Source organism: Enterococcus sp. B2E4 (assembly GCF_030499455.1).
GTDB lineage: Bacteria > Bacillota > Bacilli > Lactobacillales > Enterococcaceae > Enterococcus_D > Enterococcus_D casseliflavus.
On sequence record NZ_JAUKPK010000001.1, the window covers coordinates 216207 to 241673 of the forward strand.

Sequence of the window (25467 nt, forward strand, 5' to 3'; positions counted from 1 at the left end):
AAAATGGCTTGTCATAAAGTCTGGTTGACGAGATTGGCTTTGCGTTGACGCAGTCGTTCTTCAGTCGGCAGAACATGCTCGTCGTAATGTTCCAATTTGTATTCTAAACGTTCAACAGCTTCCGTCATATCTGAGATTTTCTCCCGCAAAACTGCAATTTGTTCGGCTAACAGCTGCTTGCGCTCAGGAACCGTCCCTCGCCCTTCTTCAAATAAAGCCAGGTAATGACTCAGCCCATCAATCGATAGTCCAGCGTTGCGCATTTGCCTGGTAAAGGTGATCCATTTTAAGTCGTCATCATCAAATTCACGAACACCGTTTTTATTGCGTTTGACCGGCGGAATCAGCCCAATCTTTTCATAGTAACGGATGGTATCAGCTGAGACGCCGCTCAGTTCACTGACTTTTTTGATATTCATGGCTTCACTTCCTTGTTTTGCATTTTTTCCTAGATCGTTTTGTATGCTACGAGCCAGAAGCCCTTTTGTTACTCGTTATTCCGCTCCTACCACTGCATGAGGCAAGTAAGGCTCTTCCAAATACGCAATCTCTTCGGCAGTCAGCTTTAGATCAAGGGCAGGTAATGCATCTAATAAATGGCTTTCTTTTGTTGCGCCGATAATTGGTGCGACCACTTGTTCTTTTTGTAATAACCATGCCAAGGCGATTTGTGCCCGTTTGCTTTGGTGTTTGTCAGCGATCTGTGCGACCCGCGCCACGATCTCTCGGTCTTGTTCCATCGTTTTGTCGTACTTTTGATTGGCGGTTTTATCCGTTAAGTACCGTTTGGTCTCTGCACCCCAATCTCTTGTTAACCGTCCGGCAGCCAATGGGCTATATGGCGTCACGGCAATTTTTTGATCGGCACACAAGGGCATCATTTCTCGCTCTTCTTCTCGATAAAGCAAGTTCAAGTGATTTTGCATCGAAACAAATTTGGTCCAGCCATTTTTTTCAGCGACTGCTTGTGCTTTGGCAAATTGCCAAGCGTACATCGCAGATGCGCCGATATAGCGTACTTTTCCAGAAACTACCAAATCATGTAATGCCTTCATGGTTTCTTCAATTGGCGTGTGGTAATCCCAACGATGGATGATATACAAATCAATGTAGTCCATTTGCAGGCGTTTTAAGCTTTGTTCGACTTGATAAAAAATCGCTTTTCGGGACAAGCCTCCACTGTTAGGTCGCTGTTTCATTTTAGAATATAGTTTTGTGGCAACCACGATCTCATCTCGTGGCGCAAAATCATTCAATGCTCGACCGACGATTTCTTCGCTCGCTCCATAAGAATAGACATTTGCCGTATCAAAAAAGTTGATACCCAGATCCAAGGCTTTTTTGATGACTTCACGACTGTCGTCTTCTTCTAACACCCACTCATGAAACCCGCTGTTGGGATCGCCAAATCCCATTGTCCCTAAACACAAAGGTGACACATCAAGTCCTGTATTGCCAAATTTTACATAGTCCATTTGTACGTCCTCCTGTTTTTTTAAGTTACACTAAGCATACAGGTTGAAGTGCACTCTAAGTCAAGCGAATCTATAAACTTTTTTTTATTTTACTGTCAATTGACTCAAAAGGACATGCTTTTTGTCGTGCGTTTCATTTCAAATCAGCTTTTGGTACACTAAAGATAAGTATTGATACGCTATCTAGCCGAGAAAAAGGAGCGAAAGATTTTGACTTGTATTTTTTGTACTGCCTCAAAACATGCGATCATTGAAAACGAACGCTTTTATGCGATCGCTGATAAGTACCCCGTCACCCCTGGACACTTGCTATTGATCCCCAAAGCGCATCGCAGGGATTATTTTGCTCTCACCCAAGAGGAATTACAAGACTTGCAGGCTTTGTTGCAGGAAGGCAAAGCTTATTTATTGGAAACCTATCGACCAGACGGCTTCAACATCGGCTTCAATTGCGGGGAGGCTGCTGGACAGACGGTCTTTCATTGCCATTGTCATTTGATCCCACGCTACCAAGGCGACGTGGAGCAGCCAAAAGGCGGCGTTCGAGGCGTGATTCCTAACAAGCAAGCCTACTAAACACAAACAAGCCGTTTCTCCAGCAAAGGGAAACGGCTTGTTTGTGTTTGTTAAAATGAGGACGCTTAGGAATTGATCGCTGAATGATTCATCAATCGATTGATATGAACGCCTAGATAGACGATTTCATTGACAGGGATCTTCGTTTGGTATTCTTTATCGATATAGGCTTTGACTTTTGTCGCAATCTCCATAGCATTCGGATAAAGAGCCCACATTTGACGGTATAGTCCTTCATCATCTTCTTGCAGCAGCCCATCCAAAAAGAATCGGTCAACGAAGAAACGCACGTGGGTGATAAAGCGATTGTAATGGATCGAATTGGTGTTGACGTCTTGCTGGATCGAGTAGCGCACCATATTGACGATCAACCCGATCAATTTGGCCTTTTTCAACCCATCTTGATTTTCCTCGGTGTTCGACTGGGCATTGATCAAATGAAACGCGATATTGGAGGCTTCTTCTTCTGGCAGCTCAATTTGATACTTCTCTTTCAACAAACGTAGTGCCTGTTCGGCGGCTCGAAATTCATCTGTATAGTAATTCTTGATTTCCCAATAGAGCCGATTCGTCACACTCAAGCCTTTTTGCTGACGTTCTACAGCAAAGTGCAAGTGATCCGATAAGGTGAGGTAAATCGTTGAATTTAGCGGATATGGCAGCATTTTTTGCGCCAGCTGGACGATTTCTTTGGTCATTTCAAAATAGTACAACGGAATCTCATCCACTAAATCGGCAAACTGACCTGATTTTTTTTCATCGATTGGCAGAAAAACTTGATCGATCTGGGTATCGGCTATGCTGTCGCCGACTTTCTTTCCATAGCCGATGCCTTTCCCAAGTGCAATCATTTCTTGGCCTTCCTTATCAACAAGTACGACACTTGAATTTAAGACTTTCTTGATGTAAATCATGCACTCTCGCTCCTCACTGTTTATTCTGCCAAACTTGCGCCATTGGTGGCGATCACTTCTTTGTACCAGTCGAAGGAATCTTTTTTCAAACGGTCATAACTGCCGTTTCCTTCATCATCGGCATCCACATAAATGAAGCCATAGCGTTTCGTCACTTGTGACGTACCCGCACTGACCAGATCGATCGGTGCCCAAGAAGTATAACCAATCAAATCGACCCCTTCATCGATGGCTTCCTTCATTTGTTTGAAGTGTGCCTTGAAATAATCGACCCGATACGGATCATGCACTTGGCCGTCTTCAAGGACATCCACGGCGCCCATACCATTTTCAACGATCATTAATGGCACTTGATACCGATCATACAATGAAAGCAAGGAGATTTTCAAGCCTTTAGGATCGATCTGCCAGCCCCATTCAGTTGATGGCAGCTTGGGATTTTTTACCCCTAAAACCGTATTGCCCGGTGTCCGTTCGGCATTTGGATCACCTGATTCGGCCATAGACATATAATAACTAAAGGAAAGAAAATCAACGGTGTGATCTTTTAAGATTTGGCGGTCTTCTGGTGCCATTTCAATCTTGATGCCGCGTTTTTCCAGATCTTTTTCAATCATTCGCGGATAAGCCCCTTTGACTTGAACGTCCGCATAAAAATCATTTTCCAAGTTTTTCTTTAAGGTCAATTCAACATCCAATGGGTCACAAGTCAATGGATACGTCATTAGTTTCGTTAACATGCAGCCAACTTTATTGTTTGGGTTTTTCTCATGAGCGATTTTGGTCACTAATGAGCTGGCCACAAATTGGTGATGGAGCGCTTGATACACCTCTTGCTCTTCTTTGCCTGCTTCTGATTGTTCTGGAATGATGCCTGCTGTTGTAAAGGGATGACGATGGATACTGTCGATTTCGTTAAAGGTCAGCCAATACTCCACATACTCCCCAAATTCTTCAAAACAGACGGTTGCAAAGCGGACAAAGTCATCGATCACTTTGCGTTCCACCCAGCCATTGTACTTCAAGCTAAGCGCTAGGGGCATTTCATAGTGAGACAACGTTACGATCGGTTTGATCCCCAAGCGCTGCATTTCTTGAAAGACATTGCGGTAAAAAGCGATCCCTTCTTGATTGGGTGTCGTTTCTTCCCCGGTTGGGAACAAACGGGTCCACGCAATCGACAATCGCAAAACTTTAAAGCCCATCTCCGCAAACAAAGCCAAATCTTCTGGATAGCGGTGATAGAAATCGATTCCTCGCCGTTTTGGATAGATGGTATCTGTTGGATCTGCCATCGCTTCTTTGACGGCTTCTACGGTCACGCTCATGTGCGCCGCATAATCTTTGTTATCGACATGAGGTTTGTAGGTCGCCACATCTGCCACCGACAAGCCTTTGCCGCCAAGATTCCAACCTCCTTCTACTTGATTTGCGGCGATTGCGCCACCCCATAAGAAGTCCTTTGGAAAAGTTGTTTCAGTCATTTTTTCAATCCCCTTTTACATTGTTTTTGTTGCATTGCTCATTTGTTTAGACGAGTGGTGCGATCGATAGGACACCTTGGTCGCTTTGCTCATCGGTTGATTCGATCGTTTTGACCATAAAGTTTTCTTGATTGGTGACCACACAGATCACGATTGGATCAAAACCAGCTGCTTTGATGGCATCTAGATCGAATTGGATCAGCGGTTGCCCTTGTTTCACTTGATCCCCCGCTTTTACGTAAGGGGTAAAGTGTTTGCCTTCTAATTGGACGGTATCCAAGCCGATATGAAAGAGCAGTTCTGCGCCATTACGGGTTTTTAACCCGATCGCATGGTTGGTTTCAAACAACATCGTGATCTCGCCATCTTCAGGTGCGATCAATTCGCCAGACGTCGGAATGATCCCGAACCCTTCTCCGATCATGCCGCTTGAAAAGACTTCATCGTTGACTTCAGATAAAGCTACCACTTGCCCATCTACTGGTTTGCTCAATACTTCGGCTTTGGGATCGGCAACCGTCGTCTTATTTTCTACCACTTTGTCTTTGAATAAGAAAAGGACAAGGACAAAAGAAACAGCAAAGGATACCCCTAACGTGACCATTGCCCACACAAGATTCATCGGGTTGGCTTCATCCACGAACATAGTGATACTTGCTAGACCAGGGCCAACTAATGCGAAGGCCTTGATGGCAAACAAACCAGCCACCGCTCCACCAACTAGGCTGGAAGCCATCACGCCGTAAAGCACTCGTTTATGCAGGATCGTCACCCCATACAAAGCAGGTTCGGTGATGCCAAAAAGGGCGGAGATGCCTGCAGAAACAGCGGTTGAACGAAGTTTTTGGTCTTTGGTCCGAACACTCACCGCAAAACAAGCACCAGCTTCTGCAATGTTATGTGCCAATGAGGCAGGCAAGTATAACAGCTCTGCCCCCATCTCACTCATGGACGAAACAGCATAGGGAATCATGGCTTTGTGCATACCAGTAACCACCATCAATGGTAAAACAGCGGCTAAAATCCCTGTTGCCACCCAACCTAAATGGGCATACAGCCAAATGATCGCTGCTGAAAAAATCGTTCCGACTTCAAAGCCTAATGGGCCTAAAATCAATAAAGCAACTGGAACCGTAATAACTAAGCTCATCATTGGAACAAAGAAGATACGGATCGGTTTTGGTGAGATTCGGGTAAACAGCTTTTCAATTTGAGCGTAAAATAAAACCGTTAAAATGGCTGGAAATACTTGTGACGCATAGGCGATATTTTGTAAACCGAAGCCCATGAACGCTGCGCCATCTGTCAATAGTGTCGTTAGTTCAGGCAAAATCAAGGCACCGACAGCGGAAACCGCCACCAATTGATTGACCTTTAATTTATTTGCCGTGGTGATCGCCACTAAAATCGGTAAGAAATACAATGGTGCGCCACCGATCAGATTCAAAATTTGATACGTCTGGCTCGTATTGTCCATCAATCCGGTGACAGAAGCAAGTAACAGTAAGGATTTCAAGACGCCCCCTCCAGCGACTGCTGGAATCAACGGTTGAAAAATCGAGATAATAAAATCAAGCAGGACCGCACCCCACGATTGTTTTTGTTTGCCTTCACTTCCTCCATCCGCTGTTAGCTCATGACCTAACACGTTCATAACCTCATCATACACTTCGACGACATCATTGCCGATGATGACTTGGCATTGGACATTTTGTCGCACCCCAATCACGCCATCGACTTTTTCCAAGGCATCTTTTTGTACGAGGCTATTGTCTTTTAAGGTAAAGCGCAAGCGTGTGGAGCAATGTTCCAAATGTGCGATATTTTCTTTTCCGCCAATCAACTCAACGATGGCAGTTGCCGTTTCTTTTACATTCATAATTTTCTTCTCCTTTAATTAGTTTTCCTTTGTTGGCCAAACAAAGAAAAAAGCAGGCAGCACCTACAAAAACATTGAACGGAATCCAACGATCCCTTCCATGTTTTTTATAGGTCCTGCCTGCATTACCAGTCACATGCCTGTTTTATTACTTGCATAATACCATGCTTTATTTGAAAACGCAACCACCGTTTTAAAAATATTTTGCTAAGCCTTTTGCTGAAACGAGAAGTTTGCTACACTTAGTGGATAATCAGTTGTTTCGTCTTCCTTGGCTTGCACCAGAAGCAAGAAGAACATCGCTGGCTAAACGTATCACAAGAAAGGATGAATCGGATGACTTCATTGAATCACTCACTGCATGTTGCCGTCCCCACAGCATTTGATCATGCAGAAAGACTTGACACGAAAAGGACGATTGCCCATATCTTGCAACTGCAAAAGCAAGGGATCAAATCGGTTTTGGTGTGCGGCTCCACCGGTGAACAGCACTCATTGACCTTAACAGAAAAAAAACAGCTTCTACATGCCTTAGCGCAAGAAACCAGCTGGGCAGCCGATTTCGAAGTCCTCTTCGGTTTAGCTGGCATCGTATTTCATGAAACGCTCGCGTTGGCAGAAGCAATCAGCAAAAATCCCCGAATCGATGGTGTGGTTTTAGGCTTTCCCCCTTATCTTTGCCTGACCCAAAAGGAAGCTGTGCTCTATGCTCAGGGATTGATCCATACTTGCGAAAAACCAGTTATTTTATACAACATTCCCCGCCGCACGGGCTTTGATTTATCTGCAGAAAGCCTCTTGACCTTGATCGCTGACCCTCGGGTGATCGGCTTAAAAGAAGCTGGCAGGAAGGAGCGAGTGCCTCAACTAAAAACAAAGACGGCTGCCGATTTTCGTTTTTATGCTGGTGGTGAAGCGGACTTGGCGGAAAAGGTCGCACTAGGGTTTAACGGGCTGTCATCAATGGCAGGAAACCTTTGTCCCAAGGAGATCCAGGTGATATGGCACGGCTTATTGAAAGGTGATGCAACGATTTCTACGTCGAATGAATGGCAGAAAATGGAACAAGCAGCTGCTGGCGATCCAACCAATACCATCAGTTACCTTCCGTGGCTCAAGCAGCAAATCACCATTGATGGACAGCCCTTTGGCTTTTGTCGTCAGCCGCTAGGTCTAGCAACAAATGATCGGTTTGGCACTGGCTCAATTCCCCCTCATCTAGCACATGAAAGGCAGGAGAACCAGACAAATGAAGATTGATGCACCGATTGATCCACAACTAAAGCACTATATTGAAAGCTCCATCATCCCGCAATACAACCAATTGGATAGCAGTCACTCCCCAGCGCACGTCCACCAAGTGATCCAAAATAGTTTTGAAATTGCTGAAACATTGCCCGTTGACCTGAATATCGTCTATACGGTAGCTGCCTACCATGATATCGGCTTGCTCTATGGCCGCAAAAACCACGAAAGCAATTCCCGCAAGATCGTTGAACAAGATGCTGTGTTGCCACGCTTTTTCTCTCCTTCAGTCATTTCAATGATCGGCGAAGCTGTAGAAGATCATCGCGCCTCGTTGCCCTATGAGCCTCGCTCGCTTTATGGCAAAATTATTTCCGAAGCCGATCGCGACTTAGATTTTGAGCGAATCCTCAAGCGAACCTTGCTTTTTGCTTATGAGAAAAAGCAGCTGACAGATTTAGAACAATTGCATCATGAAGCGTATCAGTACATTTCAAAGAAATACGGTCCTCAAAGTGAGCTGAAGGTTTGGTTGGATTATCGCAAAAACCAAGACGGTTTGGCGATCATCTATCAAAAATTAGCACAACCTGAAAGCTTCCGTCACTCCTTTGAAAAAATCGTGCCGTTAGTTATCGCTACAAGCAAAGAAACTGACGATTGACACTTTGATCCAGCACCAGACTTCAAATAGGAACCTTCTGATTCAGCGCCGCAGTTGTGTCTGCACTGAATCAGAGGGCTTTTACTGTTATTCTAAACGTTCTTTCTCCACTAAAATCCCCCGCCCCTTCGCTGCTCCTACGCGCCTATTCAAATCAAAGGGCAGCAAGTGGTTTTCTTCAATCAACAGACGCCCCTTCTAAATAACCTTCCTTTTTTCTCCGAATTTACTCTTTGTAAGCAAGATAGTTTGCTGAAAATAAAAAAAATGGTATTTTTATTTTATCAAGTGATAAAATATTAGGAGGAATCGTTATGTTTTTGGCAATCAATGAAATACGCCATTCCAAATTGCGTTACGCCCTAGTCACAGGGGTCATGTTTTTAATCGCCTATTTGGTCTTTTTTTTAACTGGGTTAGCTTATGGGTTGGCTCAAGATAATCGGATGGCGGTCGACAAATGGGAGGCAGATCAAATTTTGTTGACCGAAGAAGCAAATGATAATTTAAACATGTCGATGCTTCCTCGCAGTCTTTATGATGAAGTCGATGCACCAGAAAAAGCAGTTTTGGCGCAAACCGCTGGAGTTGTGACCAAAGAAGACAACGGTGAAAAAGTCGATGTCACCTTTTTCGGCATTGATCCAGATCAATTTTTAGCACCCAATATTACCGATGGCGAGATGTTTGCTTCAGATGATGAAGCGGTCGCCGACAGCAGTATTGAGGAAGAATACGGGATTTCCATTGGTGACACCATCAAATTAGCAGGCAGTGACAAAAAATTGAAAATCGTCGGTTTTACAGATAACGCCCGCTTCAGTGTCGCTCCGGTCCTCTACACCTCGATCGGTGCTTATCAAGAAATTCGTTTTGAAAAAGAAGATGATTCTGAAAATGCCCGTATCAACGCGATCGTGACTCGCGGCAAAATCAAAGAAGTGCCAGATGATCTGGTCGCTACGGATATCAGCAAATTTATTAATGAATTGCCTGGTTACAACGCACAAGTGCTGACTTTTGGCTTTATGATCGGGTTCTTGATCGTGATCGCTGCCATCGTTATCGGTATTTTTATCTATGTGCTAACGATGCAAAAATCAGAAATTTTTGGTGTCATGAAGGCTCAAGGGATCTCTAGCCGCTACATTGCTTTTTCGGTGATCGCCCAAACGTTCTTATTGGCAACCTCGGGTGTTTTGATCGGTGGTTTGGCAACGATCGGTACCGCCCTCGTGTTACCTGCGGCAGTGCCATTCCAAATCAATCTATTATTCTTTGCTAGTATCAGTGTCATGATGATTCTGATCGCGATGCTAGGTGCTTTCTTCTCGGTGCGAACGATTGTAAAAATCGACCCATTGAAAGCAATCGGATAGGAGGAAAAAACATGAGTGCCATTGAATTCAAACAAGTCAAAAAATCATTTAAAGATGGGGACGCGACAATTGAAGCCTTGAAAGAAACCAACTTTTCGGTAGAAAAAGGCGAATTTGTCGCCATCATCGGTCCTTCTGGCTCTGGGAAAAGTACCTTTCTAACGATCGCCGGTGGTCTGCAAGCCCCCTCTGAAGGCGAAGTGTTTATCAATGACGAACCCTTCAGTAAACAAAAAGAAAAGCAACGGGCAAAAACTCGTTTCAAAAAGATCGGCTTTATTTTACAAGCTTCCAACCTTGTCCCCTTTTTGACGGTCAAAAAGCAACTCCAATTAGTGGATAAGGTCAGCAAAGAAACCCAAGAGCAATCAGCAACTGAATTGTTTGAACAACTTGGGATCGAAAAGCTGCAGAACAAATATCCCGATGAACTTTCTGGTGGTGAAAGACAGCGTGTGGCTATTGCCCGAGCGCTCTATCATGATCCCACCATCATATTGGCAGATGAACCAACGGCGAGTCTTGATTCAAAAAAAGCCGTCGAAGTCGTCAAAATCTTAGCAAAAGAAACCAAAGAGAAACAAAAAGCCACCATTATGGTGACCCATGATACCCGTTTAACAGATTATTGTGATCGGGTTCTCGTCATGAAAGATGGCGTTTTAGAAGAAAAAGAACACACGAAAAAAGAAGCCGAATCAGATGATTCGCAGAAGGAGCAAGCATGAAAAAAATTATTGTTGTCGGTGCGGGCGTGTCAGGATTAGCTGCTGCTGTCCGTTTGCAAAAACTTGGCTATGACGTCAGCCTCTACGAAAAAGAAGGTCAACCTGGGGGCAAAATGAATCAGATCAAGGAAAACGGCTTTACCTTTGATGTGGGCCCCACCATCGTGATGATGCCTGAAATTTATCGTGAAGTGTTTGAATTTGCTGGCGTTGATCCGAATGACTATATTCCTATGGAGAAAGTCGATCCGATGCTGCAGCTGTATTTTGCCCAAGACGAACCGCTGACCTTCTCAAATGACTTAGTAGAATTGACCAAAACGCTAGAAGCGATCTCAGAAGAAGATGCTCAAGGCTATTTTGCCTTTTTAGCAGATATTTACAAACGCTATGTGATCGCCAAAGAGTCCTTCATCACCAAGTCGTTTCGGACATGGCGAGACTTTTACAATCCCAAATCATTATGGGCAGGGTTAAAGCTGCGAACGTTTAGTGACGCCTACTCTTCCATTTCTAAATTTGTCAAAGATGATCGCCTTCGAAAATCATTGGCGTTTCAAACCTTGTATATCGGCGTCTCCCCTTATCAAGGGCCGTCTCTTTATACGATCATTCCTATGATCGAATTGATGTATGGGGTCTATTTCATCAAAGGCGGCATGTATACGTTAGCCACTGGTATGGCACGTTTGTTCCAAGAATTAGGCGGTACGATCCATTACAATACGCCGATCGATGAATTATTGATCGAAAACAAGCAAACCAAAGGCGTTCGTGTCAATGGAGAAACGATCACCGCAGATGCCGTGATTTGTGCGGCTGATTTTCCTTATGCCATGGAAAGCTTGATTCCTGATGAATCAAAACGCGGCAAATACACCAATCAAAAAATCGCTTCGATGGATTATTCTTGTTCTTGTTTCTTGCTTTATTTAGGTCTGGACAAAAAATATGAGGATAGCGCACTCCACAGCATTTATTTTGCCAATGATTTCAAACGCAATGTAGACGATCTTTTCGAGGCTGGCAAACTGCCAGAAGATCCTTCCTTCTACTTGTATCGTCCAACCCTGAAAGATGCTTCCTTAGCACCTGATGGTCAAGAAGGTCTTTATGTTTTAGTCCCAGTGCCTGAATTATCTAAATTTGATCAATGGACGGATGAAACGATCCAAAGCTACCGCCAGCAGATTATTGGATTATTAAAAGAAAAAACGATCTTTACGGATATCGATGAACACATCGTGTATGAAAAAATGTATACGCCAGATACGTTCAATGATCGGTTCAATGCCTACAATGGTGCGACATTTGGCTTGAAACCGACATTAGCCCAAAGCAATTACTATCGTCCCCATAATAAATTTGATTATGCAGAAGGCCTATACTTCTGCGGCAGCAGTACGCATCCAGGAGCGGGTGTGCCAATCGTGATGCAAAGTGCCAAGTTAGCTGTGGAGGAGTTGTTAAAAGATGACCGTTAAATCATTAAGCGTCTTTGATGAATACGACAACGATTTTTTATACTGTGAGGCCATCATAAAAAAGCATTCGAAAAATTTTCATACCGCCTTTTCTCAATTGCCAAAAGACAAAGCCCGCGCCGTCTATGCCGTCTACGCCTTTTGCCGACGTGCCGATGATGCCGTCGATGAAAAGCAAGACCCATTGTTGATCGAAGCCATGAAAAAACGCTTGGAAGAAATGCAAAAACAAGTATCAGACGATACGATCGACTTGCCGCAAGCCGTCAAGGATGAAGATCCTGATGAAGCCATTTGGCGGGCATTGACCCTTTCTTTCCAACAGTTTGATCTGCAATTTCAACCCTTTTTCGACCTATTGGTGGGGCAAAAACAAGACCTTGACTTCCAGCAGCCCACCTCTGAAAAAGAGCTTTCTGACTATAGTTACTACGTAGCTGGCAGTGTAGGTCTGATGCTCTTGCCGATTCTCTCGCAAGCAGCCGCTGCGATTCAAGAGCCTGCCATCAAATTGGGTGAAGCGATGCAGCGCACCAATATTTTACGTGATATTGGCGAGGATCTGCGGATGGGCCGCATCTATTTGCCGCAAACAGTCTTGGCGCAATACAACCTTTCGCGAGAGGCTTTAGCAGCTGGCAATCAAAACCCGCAGTTTATCGAGATGTGGGAACACGAGGCGCAAATGGCAGAGACGCTTTATCAAGAATCTTTTGTCATGATGCCGCAAATCGATGAAGATTGCCGTGAAGCTCTATTAGCAGCTGCTTTGATCTATCGGGAAATCTTGACTGTGATTCGCAAAAACAACTATCAAGTATTTGCTGAAAAAACAGCGGTACCGAAACAACGGAAAATCCAACTTTTGTTTACCGCGAAAAAAATGCTTCGTCAGGAACGTTGGGAGGGCTGACTTTGAACTTGCGAGAAAAAATTTTACGAGTCGCAGAGAACCTGTTTATGCAGCAGGGGTATCAAGCAACTTCTACTAGACAGATCGCAGAAGCCGTCGGCATCACCCAACCCAATCTTTATTATCACTTCAAAGGCAAAGAAGCCATCTATTATGAAGTGATGGTTTCTTTGGCACAAGAGGTTTCTGGAAAGCTAAATCAGAGCGTTGAAGATACTTCCTTGACGATCTCTGAAAAAATCTTGAACATGTTTCTTTTTTTAAGAAGTCGGCATCGGATCAATTTTTATATGATGATGCACGACATTCAGCATACCGTTTCTGAGGACACTTCTAAAAAACTGTACTTGCTTTGGCGGAAAAATTATAAAGAACCGTTTCTTGACTTGTTTCGTCGCAGTGATTCCAATCTCCGTTCGGATGTCGACCCAGAATTTGTCACCAGTCAATTGTTAGTACTGATGGCGGCTCATTTGGACTCACCAGAAAAAGAAGACAAGATGCCAGAAGCGATCGATTTGTTTTTATTCGGTGCACTAGGCAATGGGCCAATTGCGAAATAGCTGGAACGTTGGCTTTTGTCCCGAGAATAATCATTCGACGAATTTCTGACAATCGCGTACACTGATCCAGTAAACAGAAACTTAAAAGGATGGATGTACATGTCAAAAAATCGAATCGAAGCCTTTACCGATGCGGTCATTGCGATCGTAATGACCTTATTAGTATTGGAATTGCACCAGCCCGAAGGCGATACATTTGCTTTTTTTTTAGGAGTGGAACAGCAATTTATTATTTATTTGATCAGCTTTGTGATGTTAGCGATCTACTGGAACAATCACCATCATCTATTTCAAGTAGTGTCTAAAATCGACGGTTGGACCTTGTGGGCGAATCATTTATTGATCCTGGCACTGACCCTCTTTCCTTTTGTAACGTCATGGGTCAGTCGTTATCCAGTCGCTCTTGCCCCTCAGCTGCTGTACGGGGCTGTCATTTTATTGACGGATTTCAGCTATTTCCTTGTAGGAAAGTCCTTGGTGCGTGCCAACCCTGATAATCAAGCCATCGTAGAACTGTTTCGCGGATACAAGAAACTCTACTTTACGTTGTTTATCAACGTGCTGGCATTGCTCCTCGGCTGGCTGATCCATCCCCTATTCATCATCACACTGGATAGTCTCGTGCTATTGTTGTGGGTGATCCCTGAGAAAAAAGTAGAAGCCTTTTTAAAACAATAAAAACACTTGCGTCCTTCTCCTAAAAGCGGTGAATGATTGCGCAAAAGCAGCCGATTGGTCTACTTTTGCGCAGTCATCCATCAAGAGAAGGACGCAAGTGTTTTTTCTAGCGAATCAAGTCTTTTCCTGGTGCCTGTAAGACTTGTTCCACTTGTTCTTTGGTGGTTAATGGGACATCTCCCAGCATCGTATGAGCCAATACAGCATTCGTGATTGCAAAATCAGCGGTGCGTTGGAGCGACCATTTTTCGGCATAGCCTAATAATACACCAGCGGCATAGGCATCCCCTGCCCCGATCCGATCCAATACTTGCAGCAGCTGCGGTGCCGTTTCATAGGCATCCTGCGCCGTAATGATTCTTCCACTGATAAATTGCTTGTCTTCCACGGCTAGACGGCGTGTCCCGCAGAACCATTCTAGTTGATACTGGTCAATAAAGGATTGGATCAACGCAAGCTCGGCACCTTCTGTTTCCTCTAAGGGATATGCCAGCAGCTCCTCCAAGTCACGGACAGAGCCGAAAACTAGGTCACAATAGGGTAGGATCGTTTCATACCGTTGTTTCAGTACCTCCCGATTTAATTCTTCATTCAAGCTTGGACGGAAGTTGAAATCAAAGCAGACGCGAATCTGCTTGGCATGGGCCTGTTTCGCCAAAGCCAAAGCTGTTTGCCAGGTTTTCTCAGTCAAACTAAGAGAGATCCCGCAAATATGAATGAGATCGACCGTTTCTAAAAATCCATCGATAGCATATTCTTCTGGACCAGAAACGCCAAAGGAACTATGATGGCGATTTTGATACGTCACATAGGTCGGACGAGCGCCGTAGCCGATCTCGGCGAAATAACTGCCGATATGACTGTATTTTTTGCCAACAAATGCCGTCTGGATTCCATAGGAACGCAAGCTGGCTTTTGCCGTATCTCCTAATCGGTTGGCTGGCACCTGTGTCAGCATCGACGTCGTCAAGCCGAAATGCGCCAAATTACCTAACAGATTGACCCCTGTTCCCGTAAAATCCATTCGCAAAGAGTGAGTCTGTTCCAATGTTCGATATTCTGGTGGCGTCAACCGCATCATTACCTCACCGTAAGCACCGATCCGCATCATTGATCCCCCCTATTTGGCTGCTGCCAACACCTTTTTCGTCATTTCTGCTAATGTCTGTACATCTCTAGGGCGTGTGTCCCCTGTTTCTCCATCGATGATAGAGCTGTAAATATGCGGAATGATTTTTTTCACGCCTGCATCAACAGCGATCTGCAAGATTTCTTCGAAGTTTTCTAAATCGATACCGCCGGTCGGTTCCAAATAAAAATCATTCGCAGCACAAGCCTCGGCTACCGCTTGATATTCTGCTTTATGAGCCAACCCTTTCATTGGAAAATACTTGATAGAACTAGCGCCCATGTCTTTTAATAAAGCGATCGCTGTTTCGACTGGGACTTCTGCAGCTGGAGTTTGTGAACTCAATGGACCAGTCGCAATATTGACATAGCCGACTTTTCCCGTTGGTGAAATCAGGGCATTGACGATCGTTTCAGATTGTCCTAGCAAAGCTCGTGAGGTCCCCGCTCCCGTGAACACTTGGTTAACATGCTGTGGTTGAAGAACAGCGGAAATTCGGGAGACCATTTCACTTTGATTGGGGTCGCCAGCACCAAGCCCTACAGAAAGGGCATTATTTGTTGCCGCTTGGTAGTTCTTCATGTCAGCGATAGCCGCCTCGTCACTATCATAGTTTTTTGATAAAACACCTAGGACGATGTTGCCCTCTGCTGCTTCGTAACAAGCTTTCGCATTGTCGATGGAGTTTGCTAACACATTTAGACAGACACGGTCAGCGAAATAATTGGGTGAAGTTTTCATTTTTGGGTTGCTCCTAACATAATTTCTTGTAAGCGATCAGTGATCACTGCCATTTCTTGTTCATTGACTGCTCGGATATCAAATTCAATAATGCCGTTATTGGCTTGGTACTCACGGGTATAAATCGCTGGTTCTCCTGCTTTTAGCGCGTCGATCACTGCTTTGGCACTTGGTTCTTTCACTTTGACACTCGCCCGATAAATGTCTCTGCCCGCGCTGTCTTGAACGATTTTTGCTTCGAAACCAGTGATTTCATTGATTGCCGCAATAAATGGTTGCAGACGCTCTTGCATCGAAGCGCCAGATTCTGTTCCCTCCGCTAGATAATCCGTCACGGCTTGGGTAAATCCGAGAATATTGTCTTTACCGATTTTCATTGCTCGACCTATCCCTTTGGATTGCAGGCGCACCCAAGAGACATAGGGCTGCTTGCCGATCACTAAGCCAGCACTCGGTCCTGACAGTGCTTTCGCACCTGAATAGATCACTAAATCAGCACCAGCTTGGGTATAGGCAAACAAATCTTCCTCAGCAGCCGCATCAACGATCAATGGAAGATCGTGTGCCTTGGCAACTTGGGCCGTTTCTGCTACCGTCAGCATACTTTTTTGAACGGTGTGATGACTCTTTATGTAGAGGATCGCCGCTGTTTCGGGCGTGATCATCTGTTCAATGTGCTCGGGTGTACACATATTGGCATAGCCTGCTTCCACGACCTTCCCACCGCCTTGTGCTACCATCACTTCCACTGGTGTGCCATAATCTACGTTGTGGCCTTTGGGCAAAATGATCTCCCGCTTACTGATTTTCTCACTGTATGGGTGGTACAAATGATAGCTGTCGCCTTGACCGATGAGTGCCGCCACTGATTGGGCGATTCCCGCCGAAGCGGAAGAAACGATTTGCGCATCTTCCGTTTTCAACAATTTTGCTAAATAGGCACCGGTTTTTTCTGCTAGATCTGCCATTTCAAAGAAATGCTCCCCGCCATAGCGCTGGGCTGCAAGCACGCTTTCGCTGACTTTCGAGACACCTAGAATCGTCATTTTGCCAGAAGCATTGATGACTTCTTTCAAGCCTAGTTCTTCAATATTCAGTGTCAAAAAGTTCCCCTCCTATCACCGCTTTTTGCGGCACGATCTGTTGTGTCGTGATTCGACGATTGCCGTTAGAATCCGTCAATTCCTTTTCGCCCGCTTCAAAGCGGAAAATCGTAAAATCAGCATCATATCCCAATGCGATCTCGCCTTTGTTTTGTAAATGAAATTGCTTCGCAGGGGCACTGGTCACCTTCTCGATGATCTCACGCCAATCATACCCTACGACCGCTAATTTTTCCATAGTCGTCGCTAAATCAAAGACTGGTCCATTGGTACGATTGCGAATGTAGATATCTGTACTAATGGAAGAAGCCTTCAGCTGATTGGCAAAGGCTGTCTCCGCCACGTCAAAATTGAAACTGTCTGTCCCATGACCAATATCGAAGACCAAGCCTTTTTCATAGGCAGCAAAGACGAAAGGCTTGATGGTATGGTTCGTCTGATCCAAAATCCCATTGGCTTTGCCGTTAAAGCAATGGGTCACCACATCGCCTGTTTCCAATTCAGCAAGAATCTCTGCTAAATTCGGTGGTGCTGAACCAATATGGACCATCAAAGGCAGCGGTTGATTTTCAGCTTGGATCGCTTTGGCTAATTTCAACGGCGTGATGCCATTTTCGCCGATCACCGTTTTGCTCATTCGGGCTTTGATTCCGACGATAAAGTCAGGAAACTTCTGCAGCGCTTCTTTGACCAATTCTTTTTTGACTTTTGACAGATCCGCAAGTTCATCCTGCTCTACGATCCCCCATTTGGAAATGTTGACTAAAGCAAAGACATTGGTTTTGGCTTCTTTGGCTAAATCATAAAACCGATGGATATTTTCGGCGCCAGTCGTCCCCGCATCGATAACGGTCGTGACGCCTTGTTTGACACCGATCTCGTCTGGATAATCATAATAGAGCGTCATTTCCTCGAAACAATGGACATGGTCATCGATCCAACCGGCTGACAAGAACTCCCCTTCTGCTAAGGTCAGCTCTTGTTTCGCCTGCTCCTGCAACGTTGGTGCCAAAGCAGTGATTTTCCCGTCTTGAATCCCAATATCAAATACTTCTTCATTGATCGTGCGGGCTTGACGAATAATCAAATCAAACATCTCGTTACACCTTCCTCTCTGTGAAAGTGAATTTCGACCAAGGATGGATAAAGGGCAGCAGAACGAACTCTTGTTCGACGATCGAACCGATTTTATTTTTTCGTGGATCTGAGTGAGGCTCTAGCACGACTTGCAGCTCGTTTTTGTACTTGCCAAAACGATCATTGCCAATCACAACGTCCCCTCGTTGAAAGACGCCTTCGTGGTCATGGACAGGATTGTCATGGTTCTTATACTTTTTACGAACTTCTGTGGAACGGATCATCCGATCGGTGATGTCGCCTCGACGGTAATGCTGCTCATCCAGGGCGATTTGGCGTTCAACTTCATTGATTTCAGGCACAAATTCAATAGCAAATGCGGTCTGGTAGCGATCAATCGCTCCTAGTACCGCCAATTCTGCTTCCGAAGCATAAGCATTGCCGATAATGACATCGTCGATCAGGCCTGTGGCAAACAAATGCTTTGCGGCAGTTTCTACAGGCATTTTCCGGTGCATTTCTAAGGTCGGTAAGCCATCATTGATATCCCAAGGTCCGATCGTTCCCGTTTGAGAAGAGATAAATGCGGCGGTTCGAATGCCTTTTTCCTTGAAACGACGACTGCATTTTTCAAAGAAATCATAGGGCAAGGCAGTCCCTTCTTGCGGATAGAAATTGTGGCAGCCGTATAAGTAAGGAATGTTGGCTTGATAGGTCAAAATATTGTCTAAATACGCCACATCATTGCTCATATTCAATTCAACAGCTAAACCAAAGGGATTGTAGGTCAACATCGCTTCTTTATTGCCGTCAAAGCCTAAATCTAAACGAATCCCATCGGCACCTAGTTCATGAAAAAAGGTCAAGTCATCATAGGAGATGCCTAGTTCCGAAAAGATGGCTGGTGCCACGTCTAAAATCGTTTCATAGCCTAATCCTTTGGCAAAATCAATCAACGCTTTAAATTTTTTCTGCACGTTTTCTTTGCCGTCACTCACTTCCAACATACTCATAAAAATGCGGCTAAAGCCATAATCATGGGCTAATTGCAGATAGGCTTTGTCTGTTTCAAAATCACTGTGATCGGGATACACCGATACTCCTAGTTGTCTTTTCAACTTATCTCATCCTCATTTCTTCATAAAAAGCAGTAAAACGTGTCAGTAAAAGCGAACTGCAAACAATCGTCGCCGTCATCGTCAAAAATGGTCCCCACGGAAACTGACGGCTCAGTAGGATCGCTGCAGCAACGCCAAGAATCCCGAACAAAAGCATCCGCCAAAACGGCACTTCTTGAATTTTTTTCCCTTGTGCTGATTTTGTTAACCAAATTTGACAACCAAAAAATAAACAAATGGCATAAATCCCCATGTTTGCACCTCACTCTTTTTTTCTTGCTTAAGCAGCTGTTTCTTCTTCTTGTTCGCGGGCAATCTGCTGTTTCTCAAAGACTTTAAAGAATGGGTAGTAGATTGCTAGTGTGATAAAGAAGTTGACGATCACTAAAATCGCTGCTGCGATACTCCAGTCCGTACTCATCCAGGCGGCGATTGGTGCTGGAATGGCAAACCCAAGTCTGGCAGCCATCATCGGTACGACGCCCGTAATGGTCGCGAAGTAAGAAATCGTTGTCGTAATCAACGGTGCCACCAAGAACGGAATGCCTAAGATTGGGTTCATTACGATCGGTGCACCGAAAATCACTGGTTCATTGATATTGAATAAGCCTGGCAAGATGGATAAACGGCCCAATTGTTTCAAGTATTTTGATTTGGAGAAGAAGAACAAAACGACCAACGCTAAGGTCGTACCGGCTCCACCGATCCACACGAACCATTGTAAAAATTGTTCTGTAAAAATATTAGGCAATTCATGCGCATTGCCAGATGCTTGGAAGGCTTCCATATTTTCAGCAATGGAAATATCCCAAAATGGACGAATGACAGGACCCATGATGGCTGGTCCATGAATCCCCAGTACCCAAAAGAAACAGATCAAGAAGACAGTCAATAAACCACCAAACAAGCTGTTACCTGCTAGCACGTCTTTTAACGGCATCAACAAGTTACTTAAAAAGCCATTGATATCAAAGCCTAACATATGACGGATCACCCAGAACAAAATCAGGATCGCTCCTCCAGGAATCAACGCCATAAATGAATTCGTCACTTCTGGTGGCACACCATCTGGCATTTTGATGGTAATGTTTTTTACAATAAAGAAACGATAGATTTCAACGGACAAGATGGCCGTGACGATCGCGCCAAACAAAGAGCCTGACCCTAAATTTGCCACATTGATATAACGTCCCGCATCAATGATGCCTTCCACAGAATCAAAGACTCGCAACGGTGGTGCAGCGGTTACAAGAAAGGACATCGTTGCTAAGATACCCGCAGTCAATGAATCCAGCTTGTAGCTTTTGGCTAGCGATGAAGCAATCCCATATGTTGCATACAATGCCAATAATCCGACTGTATAACGAAAGGGAATATCCAAAACTTCCCGATACGGTTCGATCACCGCAGCGACTGATTCGATGGGAAAATTCAGTAAGATCGTGAAGAAAGACCCAACGATCGTTAATGGTAACGTAGCGATGATCCCCTTACGAATCGCTACCATGTGCCGTTGCATCCCCACTTTATTTGCAATCGGCATCAACTTCTGTTCAATAAATTCTACAAACCCTTTCATAATTGCCTCCTTAGTTTATAACATTATAATGTTTATACAAGGATAATAGCACAGTGCTTCCTGGGAGTAAATATGTTTTTTACGAATAGACGAAACTATTTTTAACAACTCAAAATAACATTTATTCATCGTAATTTTACACAATATCAAAACTTAAAAATTTATGTGTTGATAAGGGATTTTTGAATAGCTTGATACAAAAAAACCTATTGGCAATGTTTTCCAATAGGCACGATATTAAAATCAAAAATAGTATTCTTGATTCATTTAATGTTTTTTAGTTTTTCAAATGAATTTTCTACTTAATTAAACTTTCTTCTCATAAATAAAATCATCCATCACAAATCCCGAACCAATCGTAACGGTGCGTTCAGAAACACGCGTAAAGCCGCGATGCTCATAAACAGCGATCGCTTGCTGGTTTTGTTTGTTGACGTTTAAATGCAGTGTTTTTCCTGAGGCGATCTCCTCATACCAATCAAAGACTTGGCTGGCATAGCCTTTGCCTCTAGTGGATTGATGGAGATACAATTTACTTAAATAAATCTGCTGCTGCGTTTCTTCATACGCTGTATATCCTACTGCTCGGTCTCCTTCTAATAACAAAAGATAGACTGCTCCTTGCTGGACTTCGTTTTGAATCGCTGCTGGTGATTGGTAATGAGCCAGCATATACGCGACTTGATCGGACCCAATGATAGGTGTAAACACTTCTGGCCAGATTTCTTTGATCAAACGATCCAACGTTTGGAAATCTTCAGGTGATTGAATGATTTTTTTTGTGATTGCCATAAGAACCCCTTCTTTCTGCTGCACGAAACAAAAAATCGTTTATAAATATCTCTATTATAAGGGATAAGGAAAAAAAAGAAAGGGCACGTGGAACAAAGACCCCAAAATGTCTCAAAAGATGGTAAACTAGAAGTGAAAAAATGGTGACGAAAAGGAGGTAGCAACACCATGCAGCTCTTGCAACTACTTTTACTGGCAATCATTTTTGTTTCGTTCTTCATGGCGTTGATTGGCTGGGTTTTATCGATGACCAATGGCTTGATCTTCTCTCGTTCTCCTCAGCAATTTAAAGCGCATGCCCATGATCCTAACTATGAAAAAGAACGACAAGCAGGCAAGCGCTTGAAAGAGATTATATTCCGACGCATTGTTCCTCTAGGAATAGCCTCTTTGTTCGTCTATGGGTTAATCGCACTATTAAACGTCCTTTAAAAGTTTTTAAAAAGACTCAAACAAATCAAAAAACAACCGGCATCTTTTCCTGTTGATCAATGCGCCTTTCGCTTTCGCTGAGGGGAACATCAATGCATAAGATGCCGGTTTGTTTTTTATTTGCTTACTGCTGCTTTAGAGGCTTGAACTTTTTTCAGTAAAGCGAAGAGGACTTGGCTATCATCAATAGCCGCAATATATTGTTGGCAAAGTGCCATCATTTCTGTTTCATCCATTTTATCTAAAGAAATAACTAACTCATTTTCTACTACCTGCTTATTATTCATAGGGCTCCCTACTTTCTTCCTTTGTTACCTCTAGTTTGCCATGAATGAGCAGGTTCCGTAAGAACTTTTCAGTTTACAAACAGGAAACGGGTGGTTTACATCCTTGTCCTATCAAGGTTTTTCCAGAAAATTTATTCGGTAGCAGGCTCGATGTGGATGTCAGTATCAAACACCTGAAAACGATCAGCTAAGAGATCTTCAATAGCATCTGCTACGTTATGACTCTTTTCAACCGTCAAAGATTTGTCCATCGTCACGACGACATCGAGAAAAACATTGGCGCCATACATTCTTCCTCGAATCGATTTGACAGATTTCACTTCAGAAAAACCAGCGATTGCCGCTTCATACTCCACGACTAACGATTCATCAAACCCATCAGAAAGTGAAAAGGCACTCTCACGAAAAATATCGACGGCGGTTTTGATAATCAAAAGAGCTACCACGATCGCAGTCAAACTGTCCAACCAACCGATACCAAATGATGCGGCAAAAATAGCGATCGCAGTTCCAATACTCGTCCACGCATCGCTGCGGTTGTCTTTCGCAGCTGCTAGCAGAGCGGAGCTTTTTACGCGAGCGGATAATCGCTTATTATAATAATACATGCCATACATCAAAATAGCTGAAATGATACCGACGACTGCCGCGATCATATCGGGACTTTGCGTTTCTCCGAGTAGAATCGTTTGAATGGAAGACCATAAGACCTGCAGACCGACTGCCAGCATAATCAAGGACGTTACGAGACTCGCAACGTTTTCTGCTTTCCAATGACCATATTTATGGTCTTCATCTGCTGGCTTTTGAGCCAAACGCAAACCAATCAAGACAGCGATCGACGCTACGATATCCGTCGCATTGTTCAACCCATCTGCCCATAGTCCTTCAGAGTTTGCCAAACGACCGATGACAAGTTTGGCGATCGAAACCAAAATGTAAGCAACGATACTTAAGATGGCGCCTCTTTCTGCTTGTTTTAATTCTGCGTATCTTGTTTGATTCATGTCATCCCCTCCAAATAGTCAACTTGAAAATAATAGCTGAAATTTTCACAGTTTGCATCATTTATTTGAGAGATTTTATTTTTTAGGAGCGGCAAACATTCACTTCTAGTGAAACGAATTTCTGTTCTGAGGACACCAAAAAAGCAGGACCCATAAGGGACTCCTGCTTTTTCTACTTTTTCTTTCACAAAGAAGCATGGCTACTCATTCACCAACAACTGGCGATTTCTTTCACTGAATTTCTCATTGTGGGATGAAACCATCGCCTGTGGGACACTGGTCGGCTCTAAATAGTGTTTGATTTGGTTGACTGCTTGCGCAGCATCTTGAAAGGCTCCCGCCAAAAGATTCACTTTGCCTTTGAAATAATGAATGTCGCCCGCCGCAAAAACACCAGGATGGCTAGTTTTTGTAGGAATCTCGCAATTGAGGTAAAAGTCTTCATGGCGTGCAAGATCAAAGGAGACTTTATCTAACAAGCCACTGTCACGGTCATACCCGTGTTGGATCAGTAGATGATCACATAAAAAATCGATCGTTTCATGGTTGGCACTGTTTTTTAGCCGTAGAACCATATTGAATGTTTCTGCTTGATTCACCCCATCGATGGTGTGATTCATCAGCACTTGAATCCCTTCTGCTTTCATCTTCTTTACTTGTGCTTCATGGGCTTTCAATTTTTCTCCTCGGTAACACAGGGTGACTTTGGCACCATAAGACACTGCTTCGATCGCATAATCCACTGCCGCATCACCGCCGCCAGAGATCACTAGATGCTTGCCTTGGATCGCTTGCTGGTCAGGAAACTGATAGTGGATATAGTTGTCGACATTATTATGGATGAAACATGGCAATTTTTGCGGAGAAACGACACCGCCGCCGATACAGACTAAAACGGTGCGTCCAACATGGGTCCTCCCTTGGTCATCCACTGCATAAAAAAGGTCGTCTTCCTTGGTCAATGAAATGATTTTCGTTTTCAGATAGATCGTTGGATCAAACAACTTGGCCTGTTCAATCAAGTGTTCTTTGACTTTCTTTCCCTTGGTGGGCGGCAATGCACCCACATCCCAGACCATTTTTTCAGGATAGAAATTGATCTTCCCGCCTAATTCGGCTTGTGCTTCAAACAATACGACCGATAGATCACGTAATCCAGCATAAAAACTCGCATAGAGTCCAGTGGGTCCTCCGCCGATAATCAGAACATCTGCTATAGTGGTCATTGGCTAGCCTCTCTTTCGTAAATGAAAATCATTCTCAATTAGTTAGTTCGATTATAGACAACGATCGTCCATTTGTAAAGAATTTTCTGAAAATAAATTAATTATGTTTACCAATTATTTTTCTTTACATTGTAAAGAAAAAAGCCTTTTCCTGAACTTCTGGTAAAAAAAAGATGAGCAGATTGTTATTTTTTCTCATTTTATCTAGTGATATATTTGTGATCGTCCCTGACTTCAAGGTATACTCTTAGAAAGTAGGTGAAAAAATGGAAGTTGAAAAATGTTACGCGCCCTTACCGGACGGGTCTGTCCTCTATTACGAGAAAACCGGTTCAGGACGCCCTCTTTTTTTATTGCACGGAAATGGCGGCAGCAGTGCCTATTTCTCAAAGCAGGTCGACGCCTTGCGTCAAAAACATCAACTGTATTTAATCGATAGTCGAGGGCATGGCAAATCCACTAATACGCAGAAGAAAATCGATTTTTTTAAAATGGCAACAGATCTTTTAGCAATTATTCAGCAAGAAAAGCTAACGAAAATCGCCTTACTAGGATTTAGCGATGGTGCCAATCTGGCGATGGTCTTTTGCCATCTCTACCCAGAGCATGTCAGCTGCATGATTTTAAACTCTGGCAACACGGAACCGCGAGGTGTGAGGCTCTTTTCTCGAATCGGCAGTGTCTTGCAATATCTGATCGTTTGGCTTTGTTCCCCATTCTCCAAAGGCATGCGGGGCTTTCTGCCTATTTTGGGATTGTTGTTTCGTCCAATCGGTTTATCTACAGCCGATTTGAATCACCTCAGTGTGCCGACATTGATTTTGGTCGGCAAACGTGATTCGATCAAGCTTTCCCATTCTTTTTATATTGCAAACAGTATTCCTCAGTCCAATTTTATCGTCGTCAAAGGACAAGGACATAGTTTTGCACGAAAAAATCCAGAAGTATTTAATACGAAAGTTTTATCTTTTTTAGAAAAGGTCGGTGAATAACT

27 protein-coding genes are annotated in these 25467 nt (G+C 43.9%); 11 read left to right on the top strand and 16 right to left on the bottom strand.

Annotation, left to right across the window (positions count from 1 at the left end; genetic code table 11):
• Positions 1-11: 11 nt before the first annotated feature.
• Positions 12-419: a MerR family transcriptional regulator gene (locus tag Q1X33_RS01070; protein WP_034868481.1), complete on the bottom strand. Its 408-nt coding sequence runs from the start codon at positions 417-419 to the stop codon at positions 12-14.
• Between the two features lie 75 nt (positions 420-494).
• Positions 495-1475, bottom strand: a complete 981-nt coding sequence (locus Q1X33_RS01075; RefSeq protein WP_005225721.1) for an aldo/keto reductase — start codon at positions 1473-1475, stop codon at positions 495-497.
• Between the two features lie 210 nt (positions 1476-1685).
• Between Q1X33_RS01075 and Q1X33_RS01080 the strand changes: the two genes are divergently transcribed.
• The gene (locus tag Q1X33_RS01080; protein ID WP_005225720.1) at positions 1686-2051 is read left to right on the top strand and encodes an HIT family protein; all 366 of its coding nucleotides are present in this window, start codon (positions 1686-1688) and stop codon (positions 2049-2051) included.
• Positions 2052-2116: 65 nt separating this feature from the next.
• On the opposite strand, the gene Q1X33_RS01085 is transcribed toward Q1X33_RS01080, so the two are convergent.
• The 3 genes from Q1X33_RS01085 to Q1X33_RS01095 are packed head-to-tail and all read right to left on the bottom strand — an operon-like array spanning position 2117 to position 6328.
• Positions 2117-2965 carry a PRD domain-containing protein gene (locus Q1X33_RS01085; protein ID WP_005225719.1) on the bottom strand — a complete coding sequence of 283 codons (849 nt, stop codon included), beginning with the start codon at positions 2963-2965 and terminating at the stop codon, positions 2117-2119.
• A 20-nt stretch (positions 2966-2985) separates the two neighbouring features.
• Positions 2986-4449 carry a glycoside hydrolase family 1 protein gene (locus tag Q1X33_RS01090; RefSeq protein ID WP_015509472.1) on the bottom strand — a complete coding sequence of 488 codons (1464 nt, stop codon included), beginning with the start codon at positions 4447-4449 and terminating at the stop codon, positions 2986-2988.
• Between the two features lie 46 nt (positions 4450-4495).
• Entirely contained in the window at positions 4496-6328 is a 1833-nt protein-coding gene (locus Q1X33_RS01095; protein WP_154694312.1) for a beta-glucoside-specific PTS transporter subunit IIABC, read from the bottom strand.
• Between the two features lie 336 nt (positions 6329-6664).
• On the opposite strand from Q1X33_RS01095, the gene Q1X33_RS01100 reads away from it, so the two are divergent.
• From Q1X33_RS01100 to Q1X33_RS01135, 8 genes are all read left to right on the top strand, one after another.
• Positions 6665-7588 (top strand): dihydrodipicolinate synthase family protein, encoded by a 924-nt coding sequence (locus tag Q1X33_RS01100; RefSeq protein ID WP_142965716.1) that lies wholly within the window; start codon positions 6665-6667, stop codon positions 7586-7588.
• On the top strand, positions 7578-8237 hold the full coding sequence (locus Q1X33_RS01105) for an HD domain-containing protein (protein WP_154694311.1): 660 nt from the start codon (positions 7578-7580) through the stop codon (positions 8235-8237). Before Q1X33_RS01100 ends, Q1X33_RS01105 begins: the two co-directional genes overlap by 11 nt.
• 314 nt (positions 8238-8551) lie before the next feature.
• Entirely contained in the window at positions 8552-9616 is a 1065-nt protein-coding gene (locus Q1X33_RS01110; RefSeq protein ID WP_005235249.1) for an ABC transporter permease, read from the top strand.
• Positions 9617-9627: 11 nt separating this feature from the next.
• The gene (locus tag Q1X33_RS01115) at positions 9628-10344 is read left to right on the top strand and encodes an ABC transporter ATP-binding protein (RefSeq protein ID WP_005225713.1); all 717 of its coding nucleotides are present in this window, start codon (positions 9628-9630) and stop codon (positions 10342-10344) included.
• The gene (locus tag Q1X33_RS01120) at positions 10341-11828 is read left to right on the top strand and encodes an NAD(P)/FAD-dependent oxidoreductase (RefSeq protein WP_231473421.1); all 1488 of its coding nucleotides are present in this window, start codon (positions 10341-10343) and stop codon (positions 11826-11828) included. The genes Q1X33_RS01115 and Q1X33_RS01120 overlap by 4 nt, the downstream gene beginning before the upstream one ends.
• On the top strand, positions 11818-12741 hold the full coding sequence (locus Q1X33_RS01125; RefSeq protein WP_142965719.1) for a phytoene/squalene synthase family protein: 924 nt from the start codon (positions 11818-11820) through the stop codon (positions 12739-12741). The genes Q1X33_RS01120 and Q1X33_RS01125 overlap by 11 nt, the downstream gene beginning before the upstream one ends.
• Before the next feature lie 2 nt (positions 12742-12743).
• Positions 12744-13304 carry a TetR/AcrR family transcriptional regulator gene (locus tag Q1X33_RS01130; RefSeq protein WP_142965720.1) on the top strand — a complete coding sequence of 187 codons (561 nt, stop codon included), beginning with the start codon at positions 12744-12746 and terminating at the stop codon, positions 13302-13304.
• 99 nt (positions 13305-13403) lie between these two features.
• Positions 13404-13982: a TMEM175 family protein gene (locus tag Q1X33_RS01135; protein WP_185933022.1), complete on the top strand. Its 579-nt coding sequence runs from the start codon at positions 13404-13406 to the stop codon at positions 13980-13982.
• A 106-nt stretch (positions 13983-14088) separates the two neighbouring features.
• Here the strand turns inward: Q1X33_RS01135 and Q1X33_RS01140 are convergent, their stop codons facing one another.
• The 8 genes from Q1X33_RS01140 to Q1X33_RS01175 form a co-directional block, all read right to left on the bottom strand.
• Positions 14089-15093, bottom strand: a complete 1005-nt coding sequence (locus tag Q1X33_RS01140) for a sugar kinase (RefSeq protein ID WP_074535650.1) — start codon at positions 15091-15093, stop codon at positions 14089-14091.
• Between the two features lie 9 nt (positions 15094-15102).
• Positions 15103-15852 (bottom strand): KDGP aldolase family protein, encoded by a 750-nt coding sequence (locus Q1X33_RS01145; RefSeq protein ID WP_231473419.1) that lies wholly within the window; start codon positions 15850-15852, stop codon positions 15103-15105.
• Complete coding sequence (locus Q1X33_RS01150; RefSeq protein ID WP_016610351.1) at positions 15849-16955, bottom strand: DgaE family pyridoxal phosphate-dependent ammonia lyase; 1107 nt, start codon at positions 16953-16955, stop codon at positions 15849-15851. Before Q1X33_RS01150 ends, Q1X33_RS01145 begins: the two co-directional genes overlap by 4 nt.
• Positions 16939-18051, bottom strand: a complete 1113-nt coding sequence (locus Q1X33_RS01155; protein WP_142965724.1) for an amidohydrolase/deacetylase family metallohydrolase — start codon at positions 18049-18051, stop codon at positions 16939-16941. Before Q1X33_RS01155 ends, Q1X33_RS01150 begins: the two co-directional genes overlap by 17 nt.
• 4 nt (positions 18052-18055) lie before the next feature.
• Complete coding sequence (locus Q1X33_RS01160) at positions 18056-19150, bottom strand: DUF871 domain-containing protein (RefSeq protein ID WP_142965725.1); 1095 nt, start codon at positions 19148-19150, stop codon at positions 18056-18058.
• A 1-nt stretch (position 19151) separates the two neighbouring features.
• Complete coding sequence (locus Q1X33_RS01165; protein WP_005235223.1) at positions 19152-19403, bottom strand: hypothetical protein; 252 nt, start codon at positions 19401-19403, stop codon at positions 19152-19154.
• A 27-nt stretch (positions 19404-19430) separates the two neighbouring features.
• Complete coding sequence (locus tag Q1X33_RS01170) at positions 19431-20729, bottom strand: PTS sugar transporter subunit IIC (protein WP_005225702.1); 1299 nt, start codon at positions 20727-20729, stop codon at positions 19431-19433.
• Between the two features lie 306 nt (positions 20730-21035).
• Positions 21036-21521, bottom strand: coding sequence for a GNAT family N-acetyltransferase (locus Q1X33_RS01175; protein WP_034858072.1), 486 nt, complete (start codon positions 21519-21521; stop codon positions 21036-21038).
• 168 nt (positions 21522-21689) lie between these two features.
• Here Q1X33_RS01175 and Q1X33_RS01180 point away from each other — a divergent pair, with 168 nt between their 5' ends.
• Positions 21690-21953 carry a hypothetical protein gene (locus Q1X33_RS01180; RefSeq protein ID WP_123833853.1) on the top strand — a complete coding sequence of 88 codons (264 nt, stop codon included), beginning with the start codon at positions 21690-21692 and terminating at the stop codon, positions 21951-21953.
• A 116-nt stretch (positions 21954-22069) separates the two neighbouring features.
• Here the strand turns inward: Q1X33_RS01180 and Q1X33_RS01185 are convergent, their stop codons facing one another.
• The 3 genes from Q1X33_RS01185 to Q1X33_RS01195 all read right to left on the bottom strand — a co-directional run bounded on the left by Q1X33_RS01185 (position 22070) and on the right by Q1X33_RS01195 (position 24473).
• Complete coding sequence (locus tag Q1X33_RS01185; protein WP_005225698.1) at positions 22070-22240, bottom strand: hypothetical protein; 171 nt, start codon at positions 22238-22240, stop codon at positions 22070-22072.
• Positions 22241-22371: 131 nt separating this feature from the next.
• Positions 22372-23247: a cation diffusion facilitator family transporter gene (locus Q1X33_RS01190; protein WP_142965726.1), complete on the bottom strand. Its 876-nt coding sequence runs from the start codon at positions 23245-23247 to the stop codon at positions 22372-22374.
• Positions 23248-23447: 200 nt separating this feature from the next.
• Positions 23448-24473: an NAD(P)/FAD-dependent oxidoreductase gene (locus Q1X33_RS01195; RefSeq protein WP_005225695.1), complete on the bottom strand. Its 1026-nt coding sequence runs from the start codon at positions 24471-24473 to the stop codon at positions 23448-23450.
• A 266-nt stretch (positions 24474-24739) separates the two neighbouring features.
• Between Q1X33_RS01195 and Q1X33_RS01200 the strand changes: the two genes are divergently transcribed.
• Positions 24740-25465: an alpha/beta fold hydrolase gene (locus Q1X33_RS01200; RefSeq protein ID WP_005225694.1), complete on the top strand. Its 726-nt coding sequence runs from the start codon at positions 24740-24742 to the stop codon at positions 25463-25465.
• Positions 25466-25467 lie beyond the last annotated feature (2 nt).